At 73.4% G+C, this 21,715-nt stretch carries 18 protein-coding genes; 7 read left to right on the top strand and 11 right to left on the bottom strand.

Annotation, left to right across the window (positions count from 1 at the left end; genetic code table 11):
* Positions 1-15 precede the first annotated feature (15 nt).
* Together cbiB and QSJ97_RS17230 are read left to right on the top strand one after the other, a co-directional pair.
* The gene (gene cbiB, locus QSJ97_RS17225; RefSeq protein ID WP_285673239.1) at positions 16-933 is read left to right on the top strand and encodes an adenosylcobinamide-phosphate synthase CbiB; all 918 of its coding nucleotides are present in this window, start codon (positions 16-18) and stop codon (positions 931-933) included.
* A gap of 23 nt (positions 934-956) precedes the next feature.
* Positions 957-1,367: an acyl-CoA thioesterase gene (locus QSJ97_RS17230; RefSeq protein WP_285673240.1), complete on the top strand. Its 411-nt coding sequence runs from the start codon at positions 957-959 to the stop codon at positions 1,365-1,367.
* Here the strand turns inward: QSJ97_RS17230 and QSJ97_RS17235 are convergent.
* Positions 1,364-2,212, bottom strand: coding sequence for an ATP-grasp fold amidoligase family protein (locus QSJ97_RS17235; protein WP_285673241.1), 849 nt, complete (start codon positions 2,210-2,212; stop codon positions 1,364-1,366). The two genes, QSJ97_RS17230 and QSJ97_RS17235, sit on opposite strands and share 4 nt — an antisense overlap.
* 46 nt (positions 2,213-2,258) lie before the next feature.
* Between QSJ97_RS17235 and parC the strand changes: the two genes are divergently transcribed.
* Positions 2,259-4,592, top strand: a complete 2,334-nt coding sequence (parC, locus tag QSJ97_RS17240; protein ID WP_285673242.1) for a DNA topoisomerase IV subunit A — start codon at positions 2,259-2,261, stop codon at positions 4,590-4,592.
* Positions 4,593-5,104: 512 nt separating this feature from the next.
* Here the strand turns inward: parC and trxB are convergent.
* From trxB to QSJ97_RS17255, 3 genes are all read right to left on the bottom strand, one after another.
* The gene (gene trxB, locus QSJ97_RS17245; RefSeq protein WP_285673243.1) at positions 5,105-6,076 is read right to left on the bottom strand and encodes a thioredoxin-disulfide reductase; all 972 of its coding nucleotides are present in this window, start codon (positions 6,074-6,076) and stop codon (positions 5,105-5,107) included.
* 94 nt (positions 6,077-6,170) lie between these two features.
* Positions 6,171-7,151 (bottom strand): OmpA family protein, encoded by a 981-nt coding sequence (locus QSJ97_RS17250; RefSeq protein WP_285673245.1) that lies wholly within the window; start codon positions 7,149-7,151, stop codon positions 6,171-6,173.
* Between the two features lie 68 nt (positions 7,152-7,219).
* The gene (locus tag QSJ97_RS17255) at positions 7,220-8,296 is read right to left on the bottom strand and encodes a mitochondrial fission ELM1 family protein (protein ID WP_285673246.1); all 1,077 of its coding nucleotides are present in this window, start codon (positions 8,294-8,296) and stop codon (positions 7,220-7,222) included.
* Between the two features lie 97 nt (positions 8,297-8,393).
* Between QSJ97_RS17255 and QSJ97_RS17260 the strand changes: the two genes are divergently transcribed.
* Positions 8,394-8,891 carry an Lrp/AsnC family transcriptional regulator gene (locus QSJ97_RS17260; protein ID WP_285673247.1) on the top strand — a complete coding sequence of 166 codons (498 nt, stop codon included), beginning with the start codon at positions 8,394-8,396 and terminating at the stop codon, positions 8,889-8,891.
* A gap of 90 nt (positions 8,892-8,981) precedes the next feature.
* On the opposite strand, the gene QSJ97_RS17265 is transcribed toward QSJ97_RS17260, so the two are convergent.
* The 4 genes from QSJ97_RS17265 to QSJ97_RS17280 form a co-directional block, all read right to left on the bottom strand.
* The gene (locus QSJ97_RS17265; RefSeq protein WP_285673248.1) at positions 8,982-9,158 is read right to left on the bottom strand and encodes a DUF1328 family protein; all 177 of its coding nucleotides are present in this window, start codon (positions 9,156-9,158) and stop codon (positions 8,982-8,984) included.
* Positions 9,159-9,351: 193 nt separating this feature from the next.
* Positions 9,352-10,728 carry a ribosome biogenesis GTPase Der gene (gene der / locus QSJ97_RS17270; RefSeq protein ID WP_285673249.1) on the bottom strand — a complete coding sequence of 459 codons (1,377 nt, stop codon included), beginning with the start codon at positions 10,726-10,728 and terminating at the stop codon, positions 9,352-9,354.
* A 67-nt stretch (positions 10,729-10,795) separates the two neighbouring features.
* The gene (locus tag QSJ97_RS17275) at positions 10,796-12,133 is read right to left on the bottom strand and encodes an outer membrane protein assembly factor BamB family protein (RefSeq protein WP_285673250.1); all 1,338 of its coding nucleotides are present in this window, start codon (positions 12,131-12,133) and stop codon (positions 10,796-10,798) included.
* Entirely contained in the window at positions 12,123-15,059 is a 2,937-nt protein-coding gene (locus QSJ97_RS17280) for a tetratricopeptide repeat protein (RefSeq protein WP_352231109.1), read from the bottom strand. Before QSJ97_RS17280 ends, QSJ97_RS17275 begins: the two co-directional genes overlap by 11 nt.
* A 115-nt stretch (positions 15,060-15,174) precedes the next feature.
* On the opposite strand from QSJ97_RS17280, the gene QSJ97_RS17285 reads away from it, so the two are divergent.
* Positions 15,175-16,407, top strand: coding sequence for a bifunctional alpha/beta hydrolase/OsmC family protein (locus QSJ97_RS17285; protein ID WP_285673251.1), 1,233 nt, complete (start codon positions 15,175-15,177; stop codon positions 16,405-16,407).
* 8 nt (positions 16,408-16,415) lie between these two features.
* Here the strand turns inward: QSJ97_RS17285 and QSJ97_RS17290 are convergent, their stop codons facing one another.
* Positions 16,416-17,336: a DMT family transporter gene (locus tag QSJ97_RS17290; RefSeq protein WP_285673252.1), complete on the bottom strand. Its 921-nt coding sequence runs from the start codon at positions 17,334-17,336 to the stop codon at positions 16,416-16,418.
* Between the two features lie 154 nt (positions 17,337-17,490).
* Between QSJ97_RS17290 and QSJ97_RS17295 the strand changes: the two genes are divergently transcribed.
* The gene (locus QSJ97_RS17295) at positions 17,491-18,348 is read left to right on the top strand and encodes a class I SAM-dependent methyltransferase (protein WP_285673253.1); all 858 of its coding nucleotides are present in this window, start codon (positions 17,491-17,493) and stop codon (positions 18,346-18,348) included.
* A gap of 36 nt (positions 18,349-18,384) precedes the next feature.
* Here the strand turns inward: QSJ97_RS17295 and parE are convergent, their stop codons facing one another.
* Both parE and QSJ97_RS17305 read right to left on the bottom strand, forming a co-directional pair.
* Entirely contained in the window at positions 18,385-20,370 is a 1,986-nt protein-coding gene (parE, locus tag QSJ97_RS17300; protein WP_285673254.1) for a DNA topoisomerase IV subunit B, read from the bottom strand.
* Positions 20,371-20,441: 71 nt separating this feature from the next.
* Positions 20,442-20,846, bottom strand: a complete 405-nt coding sequence (locus QSJ97_RS17305) for a hypothetical protein (RefSeq protein WP_285673255.1) — start codon at positions 20,844-20,846, stop codon at positions 20,442-20,444.
* A gap of 162 nt (positions 20,847-21,008) precedes the next feature.
* On the opposite strand from QSJ97_RS17305, the gene QSJ97_RS17310 reads away from it, so the two are divergent.
* Complete coding sequence (locus QSJ97_RS17310) at positions 21,009-21,710, top strand: TetR/AcrR family transcriptional regulator (protein WP_285673256.1); 702 nt, start codon at positions 21,009-21,011, stop codon at positions 21,708-21,710.
* Positions 21,711-21,715 lie beyond the last annotated feature (5 nt).

Genomic DNA, 21,715 nt, shown 5'->3' on the forward strand with positions numbered 1-21,715 from the left:
GCGACCGAGGCGCCGGTGCTGGCGCTCGCCCTCCTGCTCGACGCCGCGCTTGGCGAGCCGGCCTGGCTCTGGCGCCGGCTGCCGCATCCCGTGGTGCTGCTCGGCCGGCTGCTGAGCCGGCTCGAGGCCGCGCTCAACCGCGGGCCGGCACGGCGGGCGAAGGGCGTCGCGGCGCTCGCGCTGCTGCTCGCCGCGGCGGGCCTGCCGGCCTGGGGGCTGGCGGCGCTGCCCGCGCCGCTCGGCCCGGCGCTCGAGGTGCTCGGGGCGGCGATCCTGATCGCGCAGCGCAGCCTCGTCGAACATGTCGCGGCGGTGGCGGGCGGGCTCGCGCGGGGGCTGGACGAAGGCCGCCGGGCGGTTTCGATGATCGTCGGGCGCGACCCGGAGGCGCTGGACCGCCCCGGCGTGGCGCGGGCGGCCATCGAATCGGCGGCCGAGAACTTCTCCGACGGGGTGGCGGCGCCGGTGTTCTGGTTCGCCGTCGCGGGGCTGCCGGGGATCGCGCTCTACAAGGCGGTGAACACGGCGGATTCGATGATCGGCCACCGCACCTCGCGCCACGAGGCGTTCGGCTGGGCGGCGGCGCGGCTCGACGACCTGGCCAATCTCGTGCCGGCGCGGCTTTCGGGCCTGCTGCTGGCGCTGGTCAGCGGGCGCCCGGGGGCGGCGCTGGCCTGCATCCGGGCGGAGGCGCACCGGCACCGCTCGCCCAATGCCGGCTGGCCCGAGGCGGCGATGGCGGCGGGGCTCGGCGTCGCGCTCTCGGGCCCGCGCGCCTATCAGGGGCGGATGAGCGACGAGCCCTGGGTGAACGCGGGCGGCCTGCGCGATCCCGGGCCGGCGGAGATCCGGGCGGCCTGCCGGCTGCTCTGGCGCGCCTGGGCGGTGCTGTTGGGGCTTGCGGGGCTGGCGCTGCTGGGCGACGGTCTCTGACCCTGACGCCACGGAGCCCCCGCATGCCCGAAACCACCTCCGAAACCCGCACCGACGCCCCCAGGGAGATCACCCTCCAGACCATCGCCATGCCCTGCGACACCAATGCCAATGGCGATATCTTCGGCGGCTGGCTGATGGCGCAGATGGATCTCGGCGCCTCGGTGCTGGCCCGCCGGCGGGCCGAGGGCCGGGTCGCCACGGTGGCAGTGGAGGCGATGACCTTCCTGCAGCCGGTCCGGGTGGGCGACGTGGTCTCGATCGAGGCGGAGATGCTGCGCGAGGGGCGCAGCTCGATGCGGATCGGCCTCGAGGTCTGGGTGATGCGCCAGCCGGGCAACCGGCGGATCCAGGTGACGGAGGCGGTCTTCACCTTCGTCGCGATCGACGAGCAGGGCCGCGCGCGCCCGCTGGCCCCGCCGGCGCAGCCCTAGTCGCCGAACAGCGCGCGGCTCGCCACCGCCTCGTAGCCCGCCGGCAGCGTCGGCCGCCCGCCATCGGGAGTGTTGGTGAGCTCGCCGACCAGGACCCGGCCCCCGGCGCGGTAGAGATCGACCCGGATGAAGCCGAAGGGCGCCGCGAGGCGCTCGGCCGCCGCGATCATCTCCGCCAGCTCGGGTGGCGGCGCGGCGATCTCCGGCCGCGGCGCCCGCCCGTGATGCGCGAGCAGCCGCCAGTCCGGCGTGAAGATCGCCACCTGCTTGTCGGCCCCGCGCGCCGAGATCACCCGCACCAGCCGCGCCCGGCCGCCGAGGCAGAGCACCTTGTAGTCCACCACCGCGGCGGGCGGCGCCACCGGCGCCTCGGCGAGCACGCCGGGGGTGAGCCCGAGATAGTTCCGCTCGCGCGAGAGCCAGTAGTGGTTCTGGGCGAGCCAGCCGCGGATCTCGGCGATCTGCTCCGGGCCGGCCGGTGCCTCGAGATGGATCCACCGCCCGGAGCAATGCGTGGGCTTGACCACCGAGGGCCAGGGGATCGCCGCCGCCACCACCTCGTGCGGCCTGCGGAAGACCGCCAGCGTCTCCGGGCAGGCATCGCGGCCGAGCACCTGGCGGACATGCGCCTTGGCCAGCAGCTTGTCGCTCACGCGGATGCGCAGCGGGTCCTCCAGCTCGCGGGTCTTCACGGCATGGATCAGGTCGCGATAGCGCCGGGCGGGAAACCGCGGCACGGCGCCGTAGTCATGGACATACATCGCCCAGGCCACCGCGCGGTCGATGCCGCGCCAGGGCGGCAGGCGCCGGAGCACCCAGCGCACCGGGACCTTGTACCACGCCATGCCTGCCCCCCTTTTCGCGCCGCCGAACACGCGCTACACGAGACCCATGTCCGACACACCCGATGACGCCGAGATTGAGCGCGAGATCCCGGAAAGCCTCGCCCGCGCGCTGGGCGACCGCTATCTGACCTATGCGCTCTCCACCATCATGCACCGCGCGCTGCCGGATGCCCGCGACGGGCTGAAGCCGGTGCACCGGCGCATCCTCTACGCGATGCGCAACCTCAACCTCTCGCCGACCAGCGCCTTCCTGAAATGCGCCAAGATCTCCGGCGATACCATGGGCGACTTCCACCCCCACGGGAACCAGGCGATCTATGACGCGCTGGTGCGCCTCGCGCAGGATTTCGCGCAGCGCTACACGCTGGTGCAGGGCCAGGGCAATTTCGGCAACATCGACGGCGACGGCGCCGCCGCCGAGCGCTACACCGAGGCGCGGCTGACCGATGTCTCGATGGCGCTGCTCGACGGGCTCGACGAGAACGCGGTCGATTTCAAGCCGAACTACGATGGCCGCAAGGAGGAGCCGGAGGTCCTGCCGGCGGCCTTCCCCAACCTGCTGGCCAATGGCTCGACAGGCATCGCGGTGGGCATGGCGACCTCGATCCCGCCGCACAATGCCGGCGAGGTCTGCGACGCGCTGCTGCACATGATCAGGCGCCCCGAGGCGACCCTCGAGAAGCTGCTCGAGCACATGCCGGGGCCGGACTTTCCCACCGGCGGCGTGCTGGTCGAGACGCCGGAGAGCATCCGCGAGGCCTATCGCACCGGGCGCGGCGGCTTCCGCCTGCGCGCCGCCTGGCACCGCGAGGATACCGGCCGCGGGCAGTGGCAGGTGGTGGTCACCGAGATCCCCTACCAGGTCTCGAAATCCAAGCTGATCGAGCGGCTGGCCGATCTCGTCACCGCCAAGAAGGCGCCGGCGCTGGCGGATGTGCGCGACGAATCCACCGATGTCGTGCGCATCGTGCTGGAGCCGCGCTCGCGCGGGATCGAGCCGGCGATGATGATGGAGACGCTGTTCAAGCTGTCGGAGCTGGAGACCCGGTTCCCGCTCAATCTCAACGTGCTGATCGACGGGCGCACGCCCAAGGTCTGCTCGCTGCCGGAGGTGCTGCGCGCCTTCCTCGATCACCGCCGCGATGTGCTGCAGCGCCGCTCGCGCCACCGGCTGGCCAAGATCGCGGCCCGGCTCGAGGTGCTCGAGGGCTACATCATCGCCTTCCTCAACCTCGACCGGGTGATCGAGATCATCCGCGGCGAGGACGAGCCGAAGCCGGCGCTGATCGCCGAGGACTGGGGCACGGCCGGGACCGGCCCGGTGCATCTCACCGAGCCGCAGGCCGAGGCGATCCTCAACATGCGGCTGCGCAGCCTGCGCCGGCTCGAGGAGATGGAGCTGCGCAAGGAACGCGACGCGCTGACCGCCGAGCAGGGCGAGCTCGAGGCGCTGCTGGCCTCCGAGGAGCTGCAATGGACGCGGATCAGCGAGGAGATCCGCGACATCCGCAAGCGCTTCGGGCCGCCGCCGAAGCTCCGCGGGCTGCGCTCGGCCGAGGACATCACCGCCGCCCGCGTCGCCGAGCAGCCCTATCCGATGGGCGCGCGGCGCACCGCCCTCGAGGCCGCGCCGGCGATCGACGAGGTGCCGCCCGAGGCGCTGATCGAGCGCGAGCCGATCACCGTGGTGTGCTCGCGCGAGGGCTGGATCCGTGCGCTGAAGGGCCACCAGCCGCTCGATGCGGAGGTGAAGTATCGCGACGGCGACGCGCCGCTCTTCGTCTTCCATGCCCAGACCACCGACAAGCTGATCGCCATGGCCGAGGGCGGGCGGGTCTACACCATCGGCGCCGACCGGCTGCCCGGCGGGCGCGGCCTCGGCGAGCCGATCCGGCTGATGGTGGATCTCTCCAACGACGACCGGCTGCTGGCGCTGTTCGTGCACCGGCCGGGCGGGCGGCGGCTCGTCGCCTCCACCGCCGGCGAGGGCTTCCTGACGCCGGAGGACGGGCTGATCACCCAGACCCGCACCGGCCGCCAGCTGATGACGCTGAAGGACGGCGCGACCGCCCGGATCTGCCGCGCCGTGGGCGAGGGGCACGACCATGTCGGCGTCACCGGCGAGAACCGCAAGATGCTGGTCTTCCCGCTCGACGAGCTGCCCGAGATGGCCCGCGGCAAGGGCGTGCGCCTGCAGAAGTACCGCGATGGCGGGCTTGCCGATGCGATCACGCTGCGGCTGGCGGACGGGCTCTCCTGGCCGGACAGCGCCGGGCGCACCCGCAGCGAGCCCGATCTCGGCCCCTGGCTCGGCAAGCGCGCCGCGCCCGGCCGGATGGCGCCGCGCGGCTTCCCGAGGGACAACCGCTTCCCCGAGTAACCGCGGAGCGCATTGCCGCATGGCGCGCCGGGGCGGACAGTCGCCCCGGGCATTCTGAAACTATCCAGAATCAGGATTTATCTGCGATGCACGCCCCGTTACTTGAAGGTGGCCACTCTACCTATGGTTGTATTCCCGATTTAAGACGGCGTTGTCGCAATTTGCCGGCCTTTTCTCATAATTGGGTCAAATTTCTGCCGCGCCGCCGCAGCATAACCAGTCCCGACAGGACGCTGTCCATGGCGTGTGGGAGAAACAGGGAGGCCGCGTGTCGAAGCGGCCGGGTACCTGCCCGCGGCGTCGGCCTTCCGGGGGGTCCGGTCGGTCCGCCGATCGCCATGAGTTGTCTGAGTTCCGCCGGGCGTGCGTAGGCGTATGTTAGAGCGCCCCACACTGCGAAAACCAACTTCCTAAATTTTTTGACGACGCCGCCTCCCGACCGGGAGGCGGCTGCCGTCTGCGGCCCGCGGCCTGTGGCCGAAGCGCTCAGGCGCGCAGCCCGCGCCGGCCGGTCACTCCGCCGCCTGCGAGGCCGCCGCGTCCTCCTGCTCGGCGAGGAAGCGCTCGGCCTCCAGCGCCGCCATGCAGCCCATGCCGGCCGAGGTGACCGCCTGGCGATAGACATGGTCGGTGACGTCGCCCGCGGCGAAGACGCCGGGGATCGAGGTCGCGGTCGAGTCGCCCTTCGTCACGACATAGCCGCCGTGATGGGTCTCGAGCTGGTCCTGCACCAGCGCGCTCGCCGGGGCATGGCCGATGGCGATGAAGACGCCGGCGGCCGGCACTTCGCGGGTCTCGCCGGTCTTCGCATGGGCGAGCCGCGCGCCGGTGACGCCCTCGGCCGGGCTGCCGAGGATCTCGTCGACCGTGTGGTCCCAGATCACCTCGATGCGCGGATGCTTGAACAGCCGCTTCTGCAGGATCGCCTCGGCGCGCAGGCTGTCGCGGCGGTGCACCAGCGTCACCTTCGAGGCGAGGCCGGCGAGGTAGAGCGCCTCCTCAACCGCGGTGTTGCCGCCGCCGATCACAATGACCTCCTTGCCGCGATAGAAGAAGCCGTCGCAGGTGGCGCAGGCGGAAACGCCGAGCCCCTTGAACTTCTCTTCCGAGGGCAGCCCGAGCCATTTCGCCTGTGCGCCGGTGGCGAGGATCACCGCCTCGGCCTGCCAGATCCGGCCGCTGTCGCAGGTGGCGGTGAAGGGCCGGCGCGAGAGGTCGAGCGCGGTCACCTGGTCGGCGACGATCTCGGTGCCGACGGCGCGGGCATGGGCCTCCATGCGCTCCATCAGCTTCGGCCCGGTGGTCTCGGTATCGCCCGGCCAGTTCTCCACCTCGGTGGTGATGGTGAGCTGCCCGCCCGGCTGCAGGCCCTGGATCAGCACCGGTTCGAGCAGCGCGCGGGCGGCATAGACGGCGGCGGTGTAGCCGGCCGGGCCGGAGCCGATGATCAGGACGCGGGCGTGGCGGGGGGCGGTGTCGGACATCGGGCGCAGGCTCCACTGGCGGACGGGAATGCGCCCCTAGATAGGCGGCGAGGCGCCCGAGGCCAAGGGTCGCATGGCCGCGGGCGCCGCCGGCTCACCACTGCTCGGGTTCGACCGGGGGATAGGACTGGCGCGGCTTCGGCCGGCGATACTGGTAGACCGGCTCGCCGGGGCCGCGCAGCGGCTCGCCATAGAGGCGGTAGCCCTCGGGCCCGCCGCGCGGCGGGGGGGCGCAGTTCGGCCCGCCGCTGACCCGGCGCAGGAAGATCTCGACGCGGCGGTTCGCCTGGCGGCCCTGCGGGTTGTCCGACCCGTCGGCGAAGCGGTTGGGCCGGCGCGGCTCGCGCTCGCCCCTGCCGCGGACGAGGAACTGCGGGCCGACGACCCGCAGCGGCCCGCGGAAGAAGGCCGCCACCGAGCCCGCCCGGCGCAGCGAGAGCTGCTGGTTGTAGGCGGCGGAGCCGCGGCTGTCGGTATGGCCGGTGATCTCGATCGCCACCGGGTCGAGCGCGCGGATGCGGTCGGCGATCTGCGAGAGCACGGCGGCGGCGTCCTCGCGGATACCCGCGCTGTCATAGTTGAAGAGCACGTCGCCGGCGGCGTCGATCACCGAGCCGCATTCGGTCTCGAACTCGGCATAGCCGGGCACCTTCGGCGCCGGGAAGCCGCCGGCTTCGGGCTGCGGCGGCGGGGCCAGCGGGTGGCTGCGTCGGCCGGGCAGGCAGATGATCGCGTAGCGCAGGCCCTCGACGCCGATCCGCGCGCGGTAGCCTTGGCCCTCGATCATGCCATAGAGCGATTGCAGGAGGTCGTTGGGCGAGATCCGGGAGGTGTACTGGTAGCTGCAGCTGGTGCGCCCGCAATTGATCGGCCGCTGGTCGAGAAAGCCGCGAAAGCGCGGGGTGGTGTCGAGAAACGTGCCGAGGCTGGTCTGGGTGCATTCCGAGAACACCAGCGTGTAGGTCCGCTCGAAGCCCTGCGCGGCGGCCGGCCTGGGGCCGAGGCCCGCGAGCAGGGCGAGGCACAGCGTGAGCCCCGCGAGCACGGCGATCCGGGGACGGCGAATGATGGACATGGGCGCGCTACCTCCTTCGCTGGCGCCGCGCCTGGCGGCACCATGGCCGGAGCATAGCAATAGCCGGGTCAGGCGCCGAATCGCGATCTGCCGGGGCCGAGCCGTTCGACGAGGATTGTGGCGATCCGGTCGGCCTCGGCGAGCGGCGGATAGCACCAGTCCTCGATTGCCCCGGCGAACGGGCGGGTGATGCCGCGGCGCTGCAGGGCGTCGTGGAAGCGGCGCGCCTTGGCGCTCGGCCGGGCCAGCTCGAAGACATGGATCGGCAGGCCGGTGCAGGCGGCCTCGGAGACCATGTTGACCGAATCCGCCGTCACCACCACCGCGTCGGCGAGGCCGAGCATGCCGGGATAGGGGTTGTCGCCGCTGCCCGAATGGACCAGGTGGCGGGCCGGGTCGAGCCGCGCCGCGAGCTGCGCCACCAGCGCCGGATCGCTCCTGCGCGAGGCGGTCAGCAGCAGGCTCCAGCCGGCGCCGGCGAGCGCCTCCATGGCGGCGAGGAAGCGCGCGGCATCGGCCTCGCTCCAGCCGGCCATGCGTCCCGGCCCGCCGAGCAGCACCGCGAGGCGCGGCTCCGGCAGGGCGCGCAGGGCCTTGCGCAGCGGCGCGGCGGCCTCGGCGACGCGGCTGCGCGTCACCCGGCCGAGCGCCCCGAGGCTGGCCAGCGTGTTCGGGCCGGAGATCGCGTCATGCTCCGGCGCGACCACCAGGTCGAAGGCGCCGAGCGGCATCTGCGGGTCGAGCAGCTGCACCGTGCGGGCGTTCCGGCTGCGGCCGAGCCAGGCCACCAGCGGCGCCACCCGCCGCCCGGCGCCAATCGCCAGATCGCCGGGGGCGACCGCCTTCGCCGCCGCCAGCGCCGGATTGCCATGGGCGAGGCCGAGCGCCTTCGGCATCAGCCGCGCCGCGCCGTGCCAGAGCGATGCCGGCAGCGCCGCGCCGAACCGCCCGGGCGGCAGCTCCAGCGGGGCGACCGCGGCGCCGGTCTGCCGCGCCACCGCCTCGGCGAGCCCGAGGGCCTGCGCCGCATTGCCCGCGCGCCCGTCGGAGACCGCCCAGATCCGCGCGCCGGCGGCCCTCGGGGCGGCCGCACCGGCACCGGATGCAGCGGCCTCGCCACCGGGTTCTGCGGAGCCGATTTTCATTTGTTGCGCCCCCGTGCAATCTTATGGCCATGGCGCGCCGTCTGGCGTAGAAGGCGCGAAAGACCCTATCTCTCGGCGCAACCGGAGGACCGACCGCATGTCCGGACACAAGCTCGATCCGATCGACCGCAAGATCCTGATGGAGCTGCAAGACGACGGCCGGATGACCAATGTCGAGCTTTCCCGCCGGGTGGGCATCTCGGCGCCGCCCTGCCTGCGGCGCGTCCGTTCGCTCGAGGAGAGCGGATATATCCAAGGATACCACGCGCGCGTCAATGCCCGCGAACTCGGCTACGAGGTGATGGTGTTCGCGATGGTCAGCCTGAAGAGCCAGGCGGGGGCCGATCTCGCGGCCTTCGAGGCGCGCGCGCGCGGCTGGCCGCTGGTGCGCGAGTGCTTCATGCTGAACGGGGAGATCGATTTCCTGCTGAAATGCATGGCGCCGAACCTGGCGGCCTTCCAGAGCTTCCTCACCGACCATCTGACGGCGGCGCCGAATGTCGCCTCGGTCAAGACATCGCTGGTGATCCGGGCGGCGAAGGACGAGCCGGGGATCCCCTTCGAGGCGATGGACACGGTGGCGGACAACGCCTGACCGGATGCGTGGGGGGAGGTGTCTGGGTGTGCGCCGCGAGGGCGCGCGCCCGGGCCCCCGTGTGGCAAGGGCCCGGGCGGCAGCCGCCGGTCAGACCGGCGGGCGGCGGCCGCGCAGCGCATTGGCGAGCAGTGCGACCACGAACAGCGCCGCGAAGATGATGAAGATGATCTGCGCGATTCCAGCCGATGCGGCCGCAATCCCGCCGAAACCGAACACCGCCGCGATGATGGCGATGATGAAGAACGTGAGCGCCCAGCCGAGCATGGTTGACTCCTTTTCTCTCGGTTTGTTTGGGAAGCCGGCTCTGTTTCGCCGTCTCGACGGCGAATGACTTCCCGCAGCGAGCCCCGGAAGAGGTCAGGACATTTGCGCTACACCGAGCTACCTAGGTGCTCTCGGAGCGACGTCAACATGACGCCGGGTCATTTTTTGATCGGCTGGCGGGCGGGCCCTGCGCTCAGTCCTTGGCGTAGGGGTTCTCGCCCTTGCGCAGATGCAGCCGGAGCGGCACGCCGCCGAGCCCGAAATCGGCCCGCAGCCCGTTGACGAGGTAGCGGGTATAGCTCTCCGGCAGCGCCTCCGGCCGCGAGCAGAACACCACGAAGCCCGGCGGCCGGGTGCGCACCTGGGTCATGAAGCGCAGCCGGATGCGGCGCCCGCCGGGCGCCGGCGGCGGATGCTCGGCCAGCTTGGCGGCCAGCCAGTCGTTGAGCTTGGCGGTGGTGACGCGCTTGTTCCAGATCCGGTGCTGTGCCTCGACCGCGTCGCGCAGCCGGTCGAGCCCGCGCCCGGTGAGCCCCGAGAGCGTCACCAGCGGCACCCCGCGCAGCTGCGGCAGCAGCCGCTCGCCCATCTCGGTGAGGCGCCGGCGCTCGGCCTGCTTGTCCGCCACCGCGTCCCACTTGTTGACGGCGAGGATCACCGCGCGGCCCTCGCGCTCGGCGAGGTCGGCGATGCGCAGGTCCTGCGTCTCGAAGGCCTGGGCGGCGTCCATCAGCACCACCACCACCTCGGCGAAGCGGATCGCGCGCAGCGCATCGGCGGAGGACAGCCGGTCGAGCGTCTCCTGCACCTTGGCCTTCTTGCGCAGCCCCGCGGTATCGAAGATGCGCACCGCCCGGCCGCCCCAGTCGGCGTCGAGCGCGATGGCGTCGCGGGTGAGTCCGGCCTCCGGCCCGGTGAGCAGGCGCTCGTCGCCGATGATGGTGTTGATCAGCGTCGACTTGCCGGCATTGGGCCGCCCGGTGATGGCGATCTGCAGCGGCCGCCGCTCGGCCAGCGGGTCGTCGTCGGCGCCGGGGATCGGCGCGCTATCGGCGGCGTCCTCGGGCGGTGCCAGCGCCTCGGCATAGGGGAGGATCGCGGAATAGAGGTCGCCCATGCCCTCGCCATGCTCGGCGGAGACCGCCACCGGGTCGCCGAGGCCGAGCTCGAAGGCCTCGTAGAGCCCCGCCTCCGACGCCCGGCCCTCGCACTTGTTGGCGGCGAGGATCACCCGCGCGCCGGACTTGCGCAGCATCTCCGCCAGCGTCCGGTCGAGCGCGAGCACCCCGGCGCGGGCGTCGATCAGGAAGAGGCAGAGATCGGCCTCGGCCATCGCGCGCTCGGTGAGCCGGCGCATCCGGCCCGGCAGGCTGTCGTCGGTGGCCTCCTCGAGGCCGGCGGTGTCGATCACGCGGAAGCGCAGCTCGCCGAGCCGGCCCTCGCCCTCGCGCAGGTCGCGCGTGACCCCGGGCCGGTCGTCGACCAGCGCGAGGCGCTTGCCGACGAGGCGGTTGAACAGCGTGGACTTGCCGGTGTTGGGCCGGCCGATGATGGCGAGCGTGAAGGACATGGCACGCCCCTTATCCCGCCCGTGAGCGGGCCGCAAGCGGCTCGCGCGCCCCGGCTCCCCGCGGCGCTCAGCGATAGGCGTGCAGCCCCGCCTCGTCGTCGAGGATGAAGATCGTGCCGCCGGCCACCACCGGCCCGGTGATCGAGCCCTCGGGCAGCTCCGCCGCCACGCCGCCCTCGCCGGTCACCGCGTTGAGCGACCAGAGATTGCCGAGGCTGTCGGTCAGGATCACCTGGCCGCCGACCACCACCGGGCCGGAATAGGTGATCGCGTCCTCGCGGTCCTCCTCGTCCTCGAAGGCCGGCAGCGCGCGCTGCCAGAGGGTCTGCCCGGTGGCGGCATCGAGGCGCAGCAGCTCGGCGGTGTCGGAGACCAGCCAGAGGCTGTCCCCCGCCGCCCAGATCGGCTGGGTGGCGCCGAGCGCCCGGGTCCAGATCCGCCGGCCGGTGCGGGTCTCGAGCGCCGCGGTGCGCCCGCTCTGGTTGGCCGAGACCACGAGCGGGCCGAGGATCACCGGATCGCCGGTGAGGTCCGTGATCGCGGCGCGCGCCAGGCCGCGCCGGCCGCCGGTGATCACCGCGCCCCAGAAGCGCCGCCCGGAGCGCGCCTCCAGCGCCACCAGCTCGCCCGAGGCGAACGGCACCACCGCGCCGCCGCCGGCCAGCGCCGGGCTGGCGCCGCCGAGATAGGCGGCATCGGCGCTCACGCCCTGCACGCGCCAGAGCACCGCGCCATCCGTCAGGGCCAGTCCGAAGGCCTCGCTGCCGCGGGTCACCGCCACGATCAGCCCGCCCTCGACGGCGGGGCCGGCCCGGAACGGCGCGCCGAAGCGCCGCCGCCAGACCTCCTCGCCGCTGCCGGAGGACAGCACCACGACCTCGCCGAAGCCGGTGGTCGCGACCAGCCGGTCGCCGGCCAGCGCCAGCCCGCCGCCGAAGCCCTCCTCGCCCTCCTCGTCCTCGTTGGGGGTGAGGTCGGCCTCCCAGCGCAGCGCGCCGGTGCCGGCGTCGAAGGCGCTGACCGTGGCGGCCGCGTCGAGGGTGTAGACCAGCCCGTTGCCGACGACCGGCGCCGAGGTGATCAGGCTGTCGTCGCTGATCCCCTCGCCGGCATCGGCGCTCCAGACCTTCTGGAAGCCGAGCGGGGCGCTCAGATGCCCGCTGTTATGCGCGGCGTTGCCGCCGGTCTGGGTCCAGCTCTCGATCGAGATGGCAGGGGGCAGCGGCCGGCGGATCACCACGTCGCCGCTGGCCTGCGCGACCGCCTGGCGCACCGGCAGGCGCGTGCCCTCGAGCACCTCGTCGTCCTCGAACAGGCTGCAGCCGGCGAGCAGCGCCAGCGCGGCGGTCCAGACCGCCAGCCGCGCCAGGGTTGCGCCCGGGTTCCGCTTCGGCTCACTCCGCATCGCTGTCTCCCGCCGTCTCCTGGGTCTCGATGGCCGGCGCCGGGCCGCCATCGGGCTCGGTCGCCTGGGTCGGCCCCCCGTCGGCACGCGGCTCGGCAGCGCCCCCGGCGCGGACCGCCGGGTTCTCCGCCTCGGCCGCCACAGGCTCGGGCTCTGCCGCTTCGGGCTCAGGTTCGGCTGCCGCAGGCTCGGGCTCAGCCGCTTCGGGCTCAGGCTCTGCCGCTTCCGGCTCAGGCTCGATTGCCGCCGGCTCGGGCCCTGCCGCTTTGGGCTCAGGCTCGATTGCGGCCGGCTCTGGCTCCGCCGCTTCCGGCTCCGGCTCGATTGCGGCCGGCTCGGGCTCTGCCGCTTCCGGCTCCGGCTCGATCGCCGCAGGCTCGGCCTCAGCCGCCTCGGGCTCAGGCTCTGTTGCGGCAGGCTCGGGTTCGGCTGCTTCGGTTTCAGGTTCGATTGCCGCTGGCTCGGCTTCGGCTGCCGCAGGTTCAGTCTCGGCTGCGACCGCCTCGGGCTCGGCCACTTCGGGCTCAGGCTGGGTTGCCGCAGGTTCGGGCTCGACCGCTTCGGACTCAGGCTCGATTGCCGCAGGCGCTGGCTCGACCGTTTCGGACTCAGGCGGGGTTGCCGCAGGCTCTGGCTCGGCCGCGACAGGCTCCGGCTCGGTTGCCTGGGGCTCGGGTTCGGCCGCAGCAGGGGCGGGGGCGTCCATTGCCGACGTCGCCGGCTCGGCGGGACCCTCTGCGGCTTCGGCAGCTTCGCCGGGGGCGACTGGCAGAGGCTCGGGCTCGCCGGCGCTGTCGTCGGCCGAACCGGCCGCAGCGGTGGCTTTGGCGGCACCGGTCGCGTCTTCGAGCGCCGCCGCGCCGGAGGCCCCGGCATCGACGGCTTCTGCCGCGGCAGCAGGCTCGGGACCCGCCTCTTCCGCCGCCTCTTCCTCGCCGGTGGCGTCCCCGGCCTCGATCATCGTTTCCGCCGTGGTCTCGGCCGGGGCTGCGGGCTCGGTGATGGCCCCTTCCGTACCCGCCTGCACCGCCTCGGCTGGTGCCGGAGCCTCGGGCGCGCCCGCTCCGTCCGCGGTGCCTTCGCCCGCGGGAGCCGGGAGATCGCCAGCCGGTGCGGTCTCGGGCGCTTCCGTACCGGTGGCGGCCTCGGGGCCTGCGCCTACAGCGTCGATCATCGTATCCGCCGTGGTCTCGACCGGGGCTGCGGGCTCGGTGATCGCTCCCTCCGTCCCCGCCTGCACCGCCTCGGCGGGGGCCGGGGTCTCGGGCGCGCCCGTCCCGTCCGCGGCGCCTTCGCCCGCGGGAGCCGCGAGATCGCCAGCCGGTGCGGTCTCGGGCGCTTCCGTACCGGCTGCGGCCTCGGGGCCTGCGGCTTCAGCCTCGATCATCGTCTCTGCCGTGGTCTCGGCCGGGGCTGCGGGCTCGGTGATGGCCCCCTCCGTCCCCGCCTGCACCGCCTCGGCGGGGGCCGGAGCCTCGGGCGCGCCCGCTCCGTCCGCGGCGCCTTCGCCCGCGGGAGCCGGGAGATCACCAGCCGGCGCGGCTTCGGCCGGCTCGGGCAGGGCTTGCGCCGCGTCATCCGGGCTGACGGCTTCCGGCGCGGCCGTTTCGCCTTCCGGCGCGGGAACGGGGTCGGGAACGGTTTCGGTGGCCGGTGCCGCCGCGGCGGGGGCCGGGACCGGCTCGCCCGTGCTCTCGGCGCTGCCCGCGGGGTCGGCCGTCGCCGCCTCCTCCGCTGCCGGCGCAGGGGTGGTCATGTCTTCGGCGGCACCGGACCCGGTGTCCCCGGAACCCGCATCAGTGCCGTCCGCCGGCGCCGGCGTGTCTGAGGGGCCCGGTGCCGGGGTGTCGGCGGCATCCGGGGCAGGCGCCGGCTCGGCGGCGTCGCCGGCAGGCCCGGCAGCCGCGGGTGCCGGCCCGGTGCCGTCGGCGCCCTCTGCGCTCGCCGGGTCGGTTCCTTCCGGTTCCGCTGCCGCGCCGCCATCGGTTTCAGCTGGCGGGGCGGCGGGCGCGGGCGCGCCATCGCCAGCCGGCTGCGGCTGCCCGGTCTCCCCGGCATCGACGTCGCCGGCGGTTTCGGTTGACATCGCCCCGGCCGCAGGCTCGGCAGGCTCGGCCGCATCGCCTTCGACGGCCGCGGGCGCATCCGCGGTGCCGGCAGCCGGGGCGGGCGGCTCGGTGCCGTCGCCGGCGCCCCCTGCCTCGCCGGCGGCGGCGCCCTCCGGCGTGTCCTCGCCAGGAGGTGCGATCTGCGGCGCGGCCTCGCGGGCCTCGGCGGCCACCGTCTCGGCCTCGACGATCGCCAGCATCTGCAGCGCGCGGGCGTTCAGGCCGCGGGTCAGCCCCGGCGACCCGAGGATCGCCTCGAGATCGGCCTGCGCCCCCTCGCGGTCGCCGCCGTTGAGGCGCAGCGCGGCGCGCAGCTCGAGCGCCAGCGGGCGGTAGGGCGCATCCTCGGCGACCAGCGGCGCGAGCTGGCCCTCGGCCTCCTCGAGCGGGATCCCCGGCGCCGTCAGCCGCGCCGCCTCGAGCGCCGCGAGATCGGTATAGGCCCGCTTCAGCCGCGAATCCCCGGCGACCGCGCGGTAGTTCTCGATGGCCGCGCGCAGGTCGCCCTCCGCCGCCTGGGCCGCGGCGAGCTGGAGCCGGGCGATCGCCGCCGCCGGGCCATCGCCCACCGCCTCGAGCACCGCCGCCTTCTCCGCCGCGTCCGGCCCCGCCGCGAGGATCGCCGCGCCGCGGGCCCGTGCCGCCTCGCGCTCCTCGGCCTGCATCCAGTTCCAGACCGCCGCGCCCGCCACGATGGCGGCGATGCCGCCGATGGCAAAGGGCGCATAGCGCTTCCACATCCGGAACATGCGGTCCTGGCGGACCTCTTCGCTTACCTCGCGAATGAAACTGTCGGTGTCGCTCACCGGGACCCCCATCTTGCGTGGCCGAGACCCTATCCCCTGCGCCGATCAACGCAAGGTGTTTCGCAGCCGCTGGCATGGCGCCACGGAATGGCTATCTCGGGGGGGAACCGCAAGGGGGAGGACAGCGATGAAGACCGAGAAACTCGATTTTCCGGGCCATAGCGGCGCCCGCCTCGCCGCGAGGCTCGACCTGCCGGGGGGGCGGCCGCGCGCCGTGGCGCTGTTCGCGCACTGCTTCACCTGCGGCAAGGACATCGCCGCGGCGCGGCGCATCGCCGGGCGGCTGAGCGCCGAGGGCATCGCCGTGCTGCGCTTCGACTTCACCGGGCTCGGCCATTCCGAGGGGGAGTTCGGCAGCACCGGCTTCTCGGCCAATATCGGCGATCTGGTGGCGGCGGCGGAGCATCTGGCCGGGCGCGGGCTGGCGCCGGAGATCCTGATCGGCCATTCGCTCGGCGGCGCCGCGGTGCTGGCCGCGGCGGGAGACCTGCCCTCGGTGCGGGCGGTGGTCACCATCGGCGCGCCGGCGGATCCGGGGCATGTGCTGCACAATTTCGGCGCCGGGCTGGAGGCGATCCGGGCCGAGGGCGAAGCGGAGGTGACGCTCGGCGGGCGCAAGTTCTCGATCTCGAAGGGCTTCGTCGAGGATGTCGAGGCGGCGCGGCTGACCGGGCGCATCGCCGGGCTGAAGCGCGCGCTGCTGGTGCTGCACGCCCCGCGCGACGCGCAGGTCGGCATCGAGAACGCCTCCGAGATCTTCCGCGCCGCGAAGCATCCCAAGAGCTTCGTCAGCCTCGACGATGCCGACCACCTGCTGACCCGCGCCGCGGATGCCGACTATGCCGCAGGGGTGATCGCCGCCTGGGCGCTGCGCTACCTGCCGGCGGAGCCCGGCGAGGCGGCGCCGGCGGAGGAGGTCGTGCGGGTCTCCGAGGCCGACCCCGGGGGCTTCCTGCAGAACATCCGCGTCGGGCCGCGGCACCGGCTGCGCGCCGACGAGCCGCCGGCGGTGGGGGGCAGCGATCTCGGCCCCTCGCCCTATGGCCTGGTCTCCGCCGGGCTCGGCGCCTGCACGGCGATGACGGTGCGGATGTATGCGCGGCGCAAGGGCTGGCCGCTCGAGGACGTGCAGGTCGAGATCGAGCACGACAAGATCCATGCCGAGGACTGCGAGCACTGCGAAACCCGCGACGGAAAGATCGACCGTTTCCGCCGCCGCATCCGCCTCTCCGGCCCGCTCGACGCGGCCCAGCGCGCGCGGCTGATGGAGATCGCCGACCGCTGCCCGGTGCACCGCACGCTGGAGAGCGCGGTGGTGGTGGAGACCGAGGCGGTGGAGAGCGGGGCCGCCGCCGACTGATCGGCGCCTCAGGGCGGGGGCGCCGCCGCCGCGATCCGGGCGAGGCGGCGCTCGCGGTGGAAGACGTAGATCCCGGCGGCGATGATGATCGCGGTGCCGGCCCATGTCAGCGCGTCGGGGAAGTCGCCGAACACCGCGAGGCCGAGCAGCGTCGCCGAGACGATCTCGATATATTGCAGCGGCGCCGCGACGCCGGCCTCGATATGCATCAGCGCGCGGGTGATCATCTGGTGCACCAGCGCCGCGAAGACCCCGATCAGCAGGAACAGCGCGAGCTCGCGCCCGTTCGGCAGCAGCACCGGCGCCGCCTCCGGCGCGGCGAGGGCGCCCACCGCCATCCCGGCGCCGAGCGTCAGCATGGCGAAGACCCCGGTCCAGAACTGCAGCGTCAGCGGCCCGCCGGTGCGGCTCATCGCCCGCGTCACCAGCATGTAGCTCGCGAAGCACAGCGCCGCCGCCAGCGGGTAGACCGCCGCCCAGCCGAAGGCGGCGAGATTGGGCCGCAGCACCACCAGCGCGCCGATCAGCCCCACCGCCACCGCCGCGAGGCGGCGCCAGCCCAGCCGCTCGCCGAGGATCAGCGCCGCCAGCAGCGTGAGGATCAGCGGCTCGACGAAGAAGATCGCGATGGTGTTGGCCACCGGCATCTCGCGCAGCGCGAGGTTGATCGCGAGGATCGTCAGGCCGAAGAACATGCCGGCGGCGGCGTGCCCGGGCCGCGGCCGCTTCAGCCCGCCGGCGAAGAGGATGATCGGCAGCATCACGATCGACTGCGCGAGGAAGCGCCCGGCGCCGGTCTCGGCCGGGGTCAGACGCTCCATCAGGAGCTTGGCGATGACGTCGAGCCCGGGGGCGATCAGCATCGCTCCGATCATCAGGCCCATGCCGAGAATCGGCTTCGGTGCGGTGGGGGTCGTGTCGGCGGTCATGGCGGCATCTTGCACGGGTTGCTGCCTGCGTCCATTCGCGCATGAAGGGATCGCGCCGGCCGCGCGGGGCGGCGGGCGGGAGACTCCGTGACGCAGGGGAAGGCGTCCGGTGCTAGGCTTTCCGGGGGGCGGTGGTGATTCGTGGAGATCCGTCATGGCCGAGTTCGACGCCGCCGCTTTCAAGGCCGGCACCCGGGCGCAGTGGAACGCCGTCGCCGAGCGATGGGACGGCTGGCACGGCGTCGTCGAGGACTGGATCGGCCCGGCCAACCTGCGGATGCTCGACATGGCGGAGATCGGCCCGGGCCAGCGCGTGCTGCATGTCGCCGCCGGCTCCGGGCGCGAGGCGCTGCGCACCGCCGAGCGGGTCGGGCCGTCGGGCCATGTGCTGGTCACGGATTTCTCCGAGGAGCTGATCGCCATCGCCCGGCGCAACATCGCCGCCGCGGGGCTCGGCAATGTCGCGGCGGCGGTGATGGACGGCGAGGCGGTGGAGGTGCCGCCCGGCAGCTTCGACGCCGCGCTCAGCCGCCTCGGGCTGATCTTCTTCCCGGACCAGGTCGGCGCGCTGAAGCGGCAGATCGCGGCGCTGAAGCCCGGCGGGCGGATCGGCGCGGTGGTCTATGCCGAGGCGAAGGACTGCCGCTTCTTCGCCGACCCGGTCGGCATCATCCGGCACCGCGCGGCGCTGCCGCCGCCGCAGCCGGGCCAGCCGGGGCCGTTCTCGCTGGGCGCGCCGGGGCGGATCGAGGCGGTGTTTGCCGATGCCGGGCTGGAGCAGGTCCGCACCGCGCGCCTGCCGGCCCCGCTCGTCATGGAGAGCGCGGCGGAATGCCTGCGCTTCCAGCAGGAGAGCTTCGGGGCGCTGCACCAGATGCTCGCGGCGCTCGACCCCGCCGCCCGCGAGGATACCTGGGCCGAGGTCGCCGATGCGCTGCGCGCCTTCGAGACCGGCGGGCGCTTCATCGGCCCCTGCACGCTGCTGGTGGCGGTGGGGCGCAAGCCGGGCTGAGCCGACCCGGGCGCCGGCGCCGGCCCCGGTCTCGGATCAGAGGTCGAGATCCTCGGCGAAGCGCGCCCGCTCGGTGATGAACTGGAAACGGGTCTCGGCGCGCCGGCCCATCAGCCGCTCGACCAGCCCGCCGGTGTCCTCGAACTCGTCGTCGATCGAGACCTTGATCAGCCGCCGCCGGGCCGGGTCCATGGTGGTGGCCTTGAGATCCTTGGCGTCCATCTCGCCGAGGCCCTTGAAGCGGCTCACCTCGATCTTGCCCTTGCCGCCGAGGCCCCTGGCCTCGAGCTTGGTCTTCTCCGCCTCGTCGATCGCATAGACCGTGCGCGCGCCCTGCTTCAGCCGGTAGAGCGGCGGCAGCGCGAGGAACAGGTGCCCGTTCTCGATCAGCGGCCGCATCTGGGTGAAGAAGAAGGTCATCAGCAGCGCCGAGATATGCGCGCCGTCGACATCGGCATCGGTCATCACGATCACCTTGTCGTAGCGCAGGTCCTGCTCGCGGTATTTCGCCCCCATGCCGACGCCGAGCGCCTGGCAGAGATCCTGGAGCTCCTTGTTGTCGGCCAGCTTGGCCCCGGCCGCGCCGAGCACGTTGAGCACCTTGCCGCGCAGCGGCAGCATCGCCTGGGTCTCGCGGTCGCGCGCCATCTTGCCGGAGCCGGAGGCCGAATCGCCCTCGACGAGGAAGATCTCGGTGCCCTCGCGCCCGGTGCGGGAGCAGTCCACCAGCTTGCCCGGCAGGCGCAGCCGCTTGGTGGCGGACTTGCGCTGCGTCTCCTTCTCGGCGCGGCGGCGCTGGCGCTCCTCGGCCCGGTCGATGGCGTGCTCGAGGATCTCGTCGGCAAGCTTCGGGTCGGAGCCGAGCCAGGTGTCCATGCGGTCGCGCACCGCCGCCTCGACCAGCCGCTCGGCCTCCGCGGTGGCCAGCCGGTCCTTGGTCTGGCCGACGAATTCCGGCTCGCGGATGAACACCGAGATCATCGCCGCCGCCTGGGCGGTGATGTCCTCGCGGCGGATCTCCTTGGCCTTGCGGGCATTGGCGCGCTCGCCATGGGCGCGGATCGCCTTGGTCACCGCCGCCCAGAAGCCGGCCTCGTGGGTGCCGCCCTGGGGCGTCGGGATGGTGTTGCAATAGGCCGAGACCGCGCCGTCGCGCAGCGGTGTCCAGGCCAGCGCCCATTCCACCGAGCCGGCGGTCTCCGGCCCGAAGCGCTCGGAGAAGGCGACCTTGCCGGCGAAGGGGCGGCCGATCACCTCGGTGTCGGCGAGGCTCGCCGCCAGATAGTCGGCGAGGCCGCCGGGGAAGCGGAAGACATCCTCCGCCGGGGTCGGGTCGCCCTCCTTCAGCCGCTCCGGGGCGCAGCGCCAGCGGATCTCGACGCCGCCGAACAGATAGGCCTTGGAGCGCGCCGCCCGGTGCAGCCGCGCCGGCGAGAGCGCCGCCTTGGGCCCGAAGATCTGCGGGTCGGGCCGGAACTCGACCCGGGTGCCGCGCCGGTTCGCCACCTGCCCGAGCGACTGCAGCGGCCCCTGCGGGATGCCGCGCGAGAACTCCTGGGCATAGAGCTGCCGGCCGCGGGCGACCTCGACCCGCAGCCGCTCGGAGAGCGCGTTGACCACCGAGACGCCGACGCCGTGCAGGCCGCCGGAGGTCTCGTAGGCCTTGCCGGAGAACTTGCCGCCGGCATGCAGCGTGCAGAGGATCACCTCGAGCGCCGAGCGGTCCGGGAACTTGGGGTGGGGGTCCACCGGGATGCCGCGGCCGTTGTCGGTGATCGCCACCGCGCCGTCGGCCAGCAGCTCGATCTCGATGCGGCTGGCATGGCCGGCCACCGCCTCGTCCATCGCGTTGTCGAGCACCTCCGAGACGAGGTGGTGCATCGCCCGGTCGTCGGTGCCGCCGACATACATCCCCGGCCGCTTGCGCACCGGCTCGAGCCCTTCGAGCACCTCGATCGACGCGGCGTCATAGGCCCGTTCGGCGCCGGTGACGCCATCATCCGGAAAGAGATCCTCGGCCATTGCTGTCTGCTCCTCGCGCCTCTTCCCCCATCTATGGGGCGAGCGCGCGCAGGACGCAACATCTAGCGCGCTCAGCCGGTCGGGGGGATCATGCTTGCCCGTTCACCGAGGATATAGCGGATCACGTCGGCCGCGTCGAAGGCCAGTGAGAGACCGATGCTGGCGAGATAGATCCAGAGCACCTGGCGCTGCGGCCCCGGCACGCCGCGGCCGAGACGCAGCAGCAGGAAGATCGCCAGCGGGGTCCAGAACAGCAGATGCGGCAGCCCGAGCAGGCGCACGAAGCCGAGCTCGGCATAGAGCCACCGCATCACCGGCACCATGGCGAGATTGGCCAGCAGGATCGCCGCTGCCTCGATCCATGTCGCGCGGCGCAGCGCCAGCACGGCGAAGCTGCCGAGCGTCGCGATGTTGAGCCAGAGCACCCAGAGGCGCACCCAGTCCGGCAGCGTGGCAATGGCGTCGGCAAGGCCCATGCGTTTCTCCTGTCCCGCGTTGCCGGGCAGATGGTCGCGGCCGTCCAGCGCTGCAACCGGCCGTCGCGCGGGCGTGAAGGGCCGTCAGCCTTCCGGCAGATCGGTGCTGGCATGGCGCGGGCGCGGGGCCTATCATCCGATAGGTCCGACAGGGGGAACGCGATGGCCGGAAAGAAGAAGGCCCGGAAGCGGGAGAGGCCGGAACCGGCGCCGGTGCAGGAGCCCGTGCCGGTGCCGGAGCCCGTGCCGGAGCCCGTGCCGGTGCCGGAGCCCGTGCCGGAGCCCGTGCCGGCGCCCGTTCCTGTGGCCGCGGCGCCGGCCGGGGCCCGGCCGCCGGATCGCCGGGCGCAGATCCTCGATGCCGCCGAGGCGATGGCGCGGCAGGCCGGCTATGGCGGCTTCAGCTTCCGCCAGATCGCGGCCGAGGTCGGGATCAGGAGCGCCAGCGTGCACCATCACTTCCCGACCAAGGCGGCGCTCGCCGCGACGCTGACCGCGCGCTATGCCGACCGCTTCATCGAGGGCCTCGGCCCGCCGGACGAGCCGGGCGCGCAGCTCCGCCTGATCGCCGCCTACCGCGCGGCGCTGAGCGACCGCGCCGGCATGTGCCTCTGCGGCATCTTCGCCGCCGAGGCCGGCGGGCTGCCGGCCACCGTCACCGTCGAGGTGCGGGAGTTCTTCGAGCGGCTGATCGGATGGACCGCCGAGAGCCTTGGCGAGACCGGCGACCGCAGCGGCGCCGAGGCGCTGGTGGCTGGCCTCGAGGGCGCGCTGCTGGCGGCCCGCGCGCTCGGCGAGACCGCCGCCTTCGACCGGGCGGCGGCCCGGCTGCTCGATGCCGCGAAGGGCGCGCGCTGGGGCTGAGCCGG

It is taken from the genome of Paralimibaculum aggregatum (genome assembly GCF_030270585.1).
Lineage (GTDB): Bacteria > Pseudomonadota > Alphaproteobacteria > Rhodobacterales > Rhodobacteraceae > Thermohalobaculum > Thermohalobaculum aggregatum.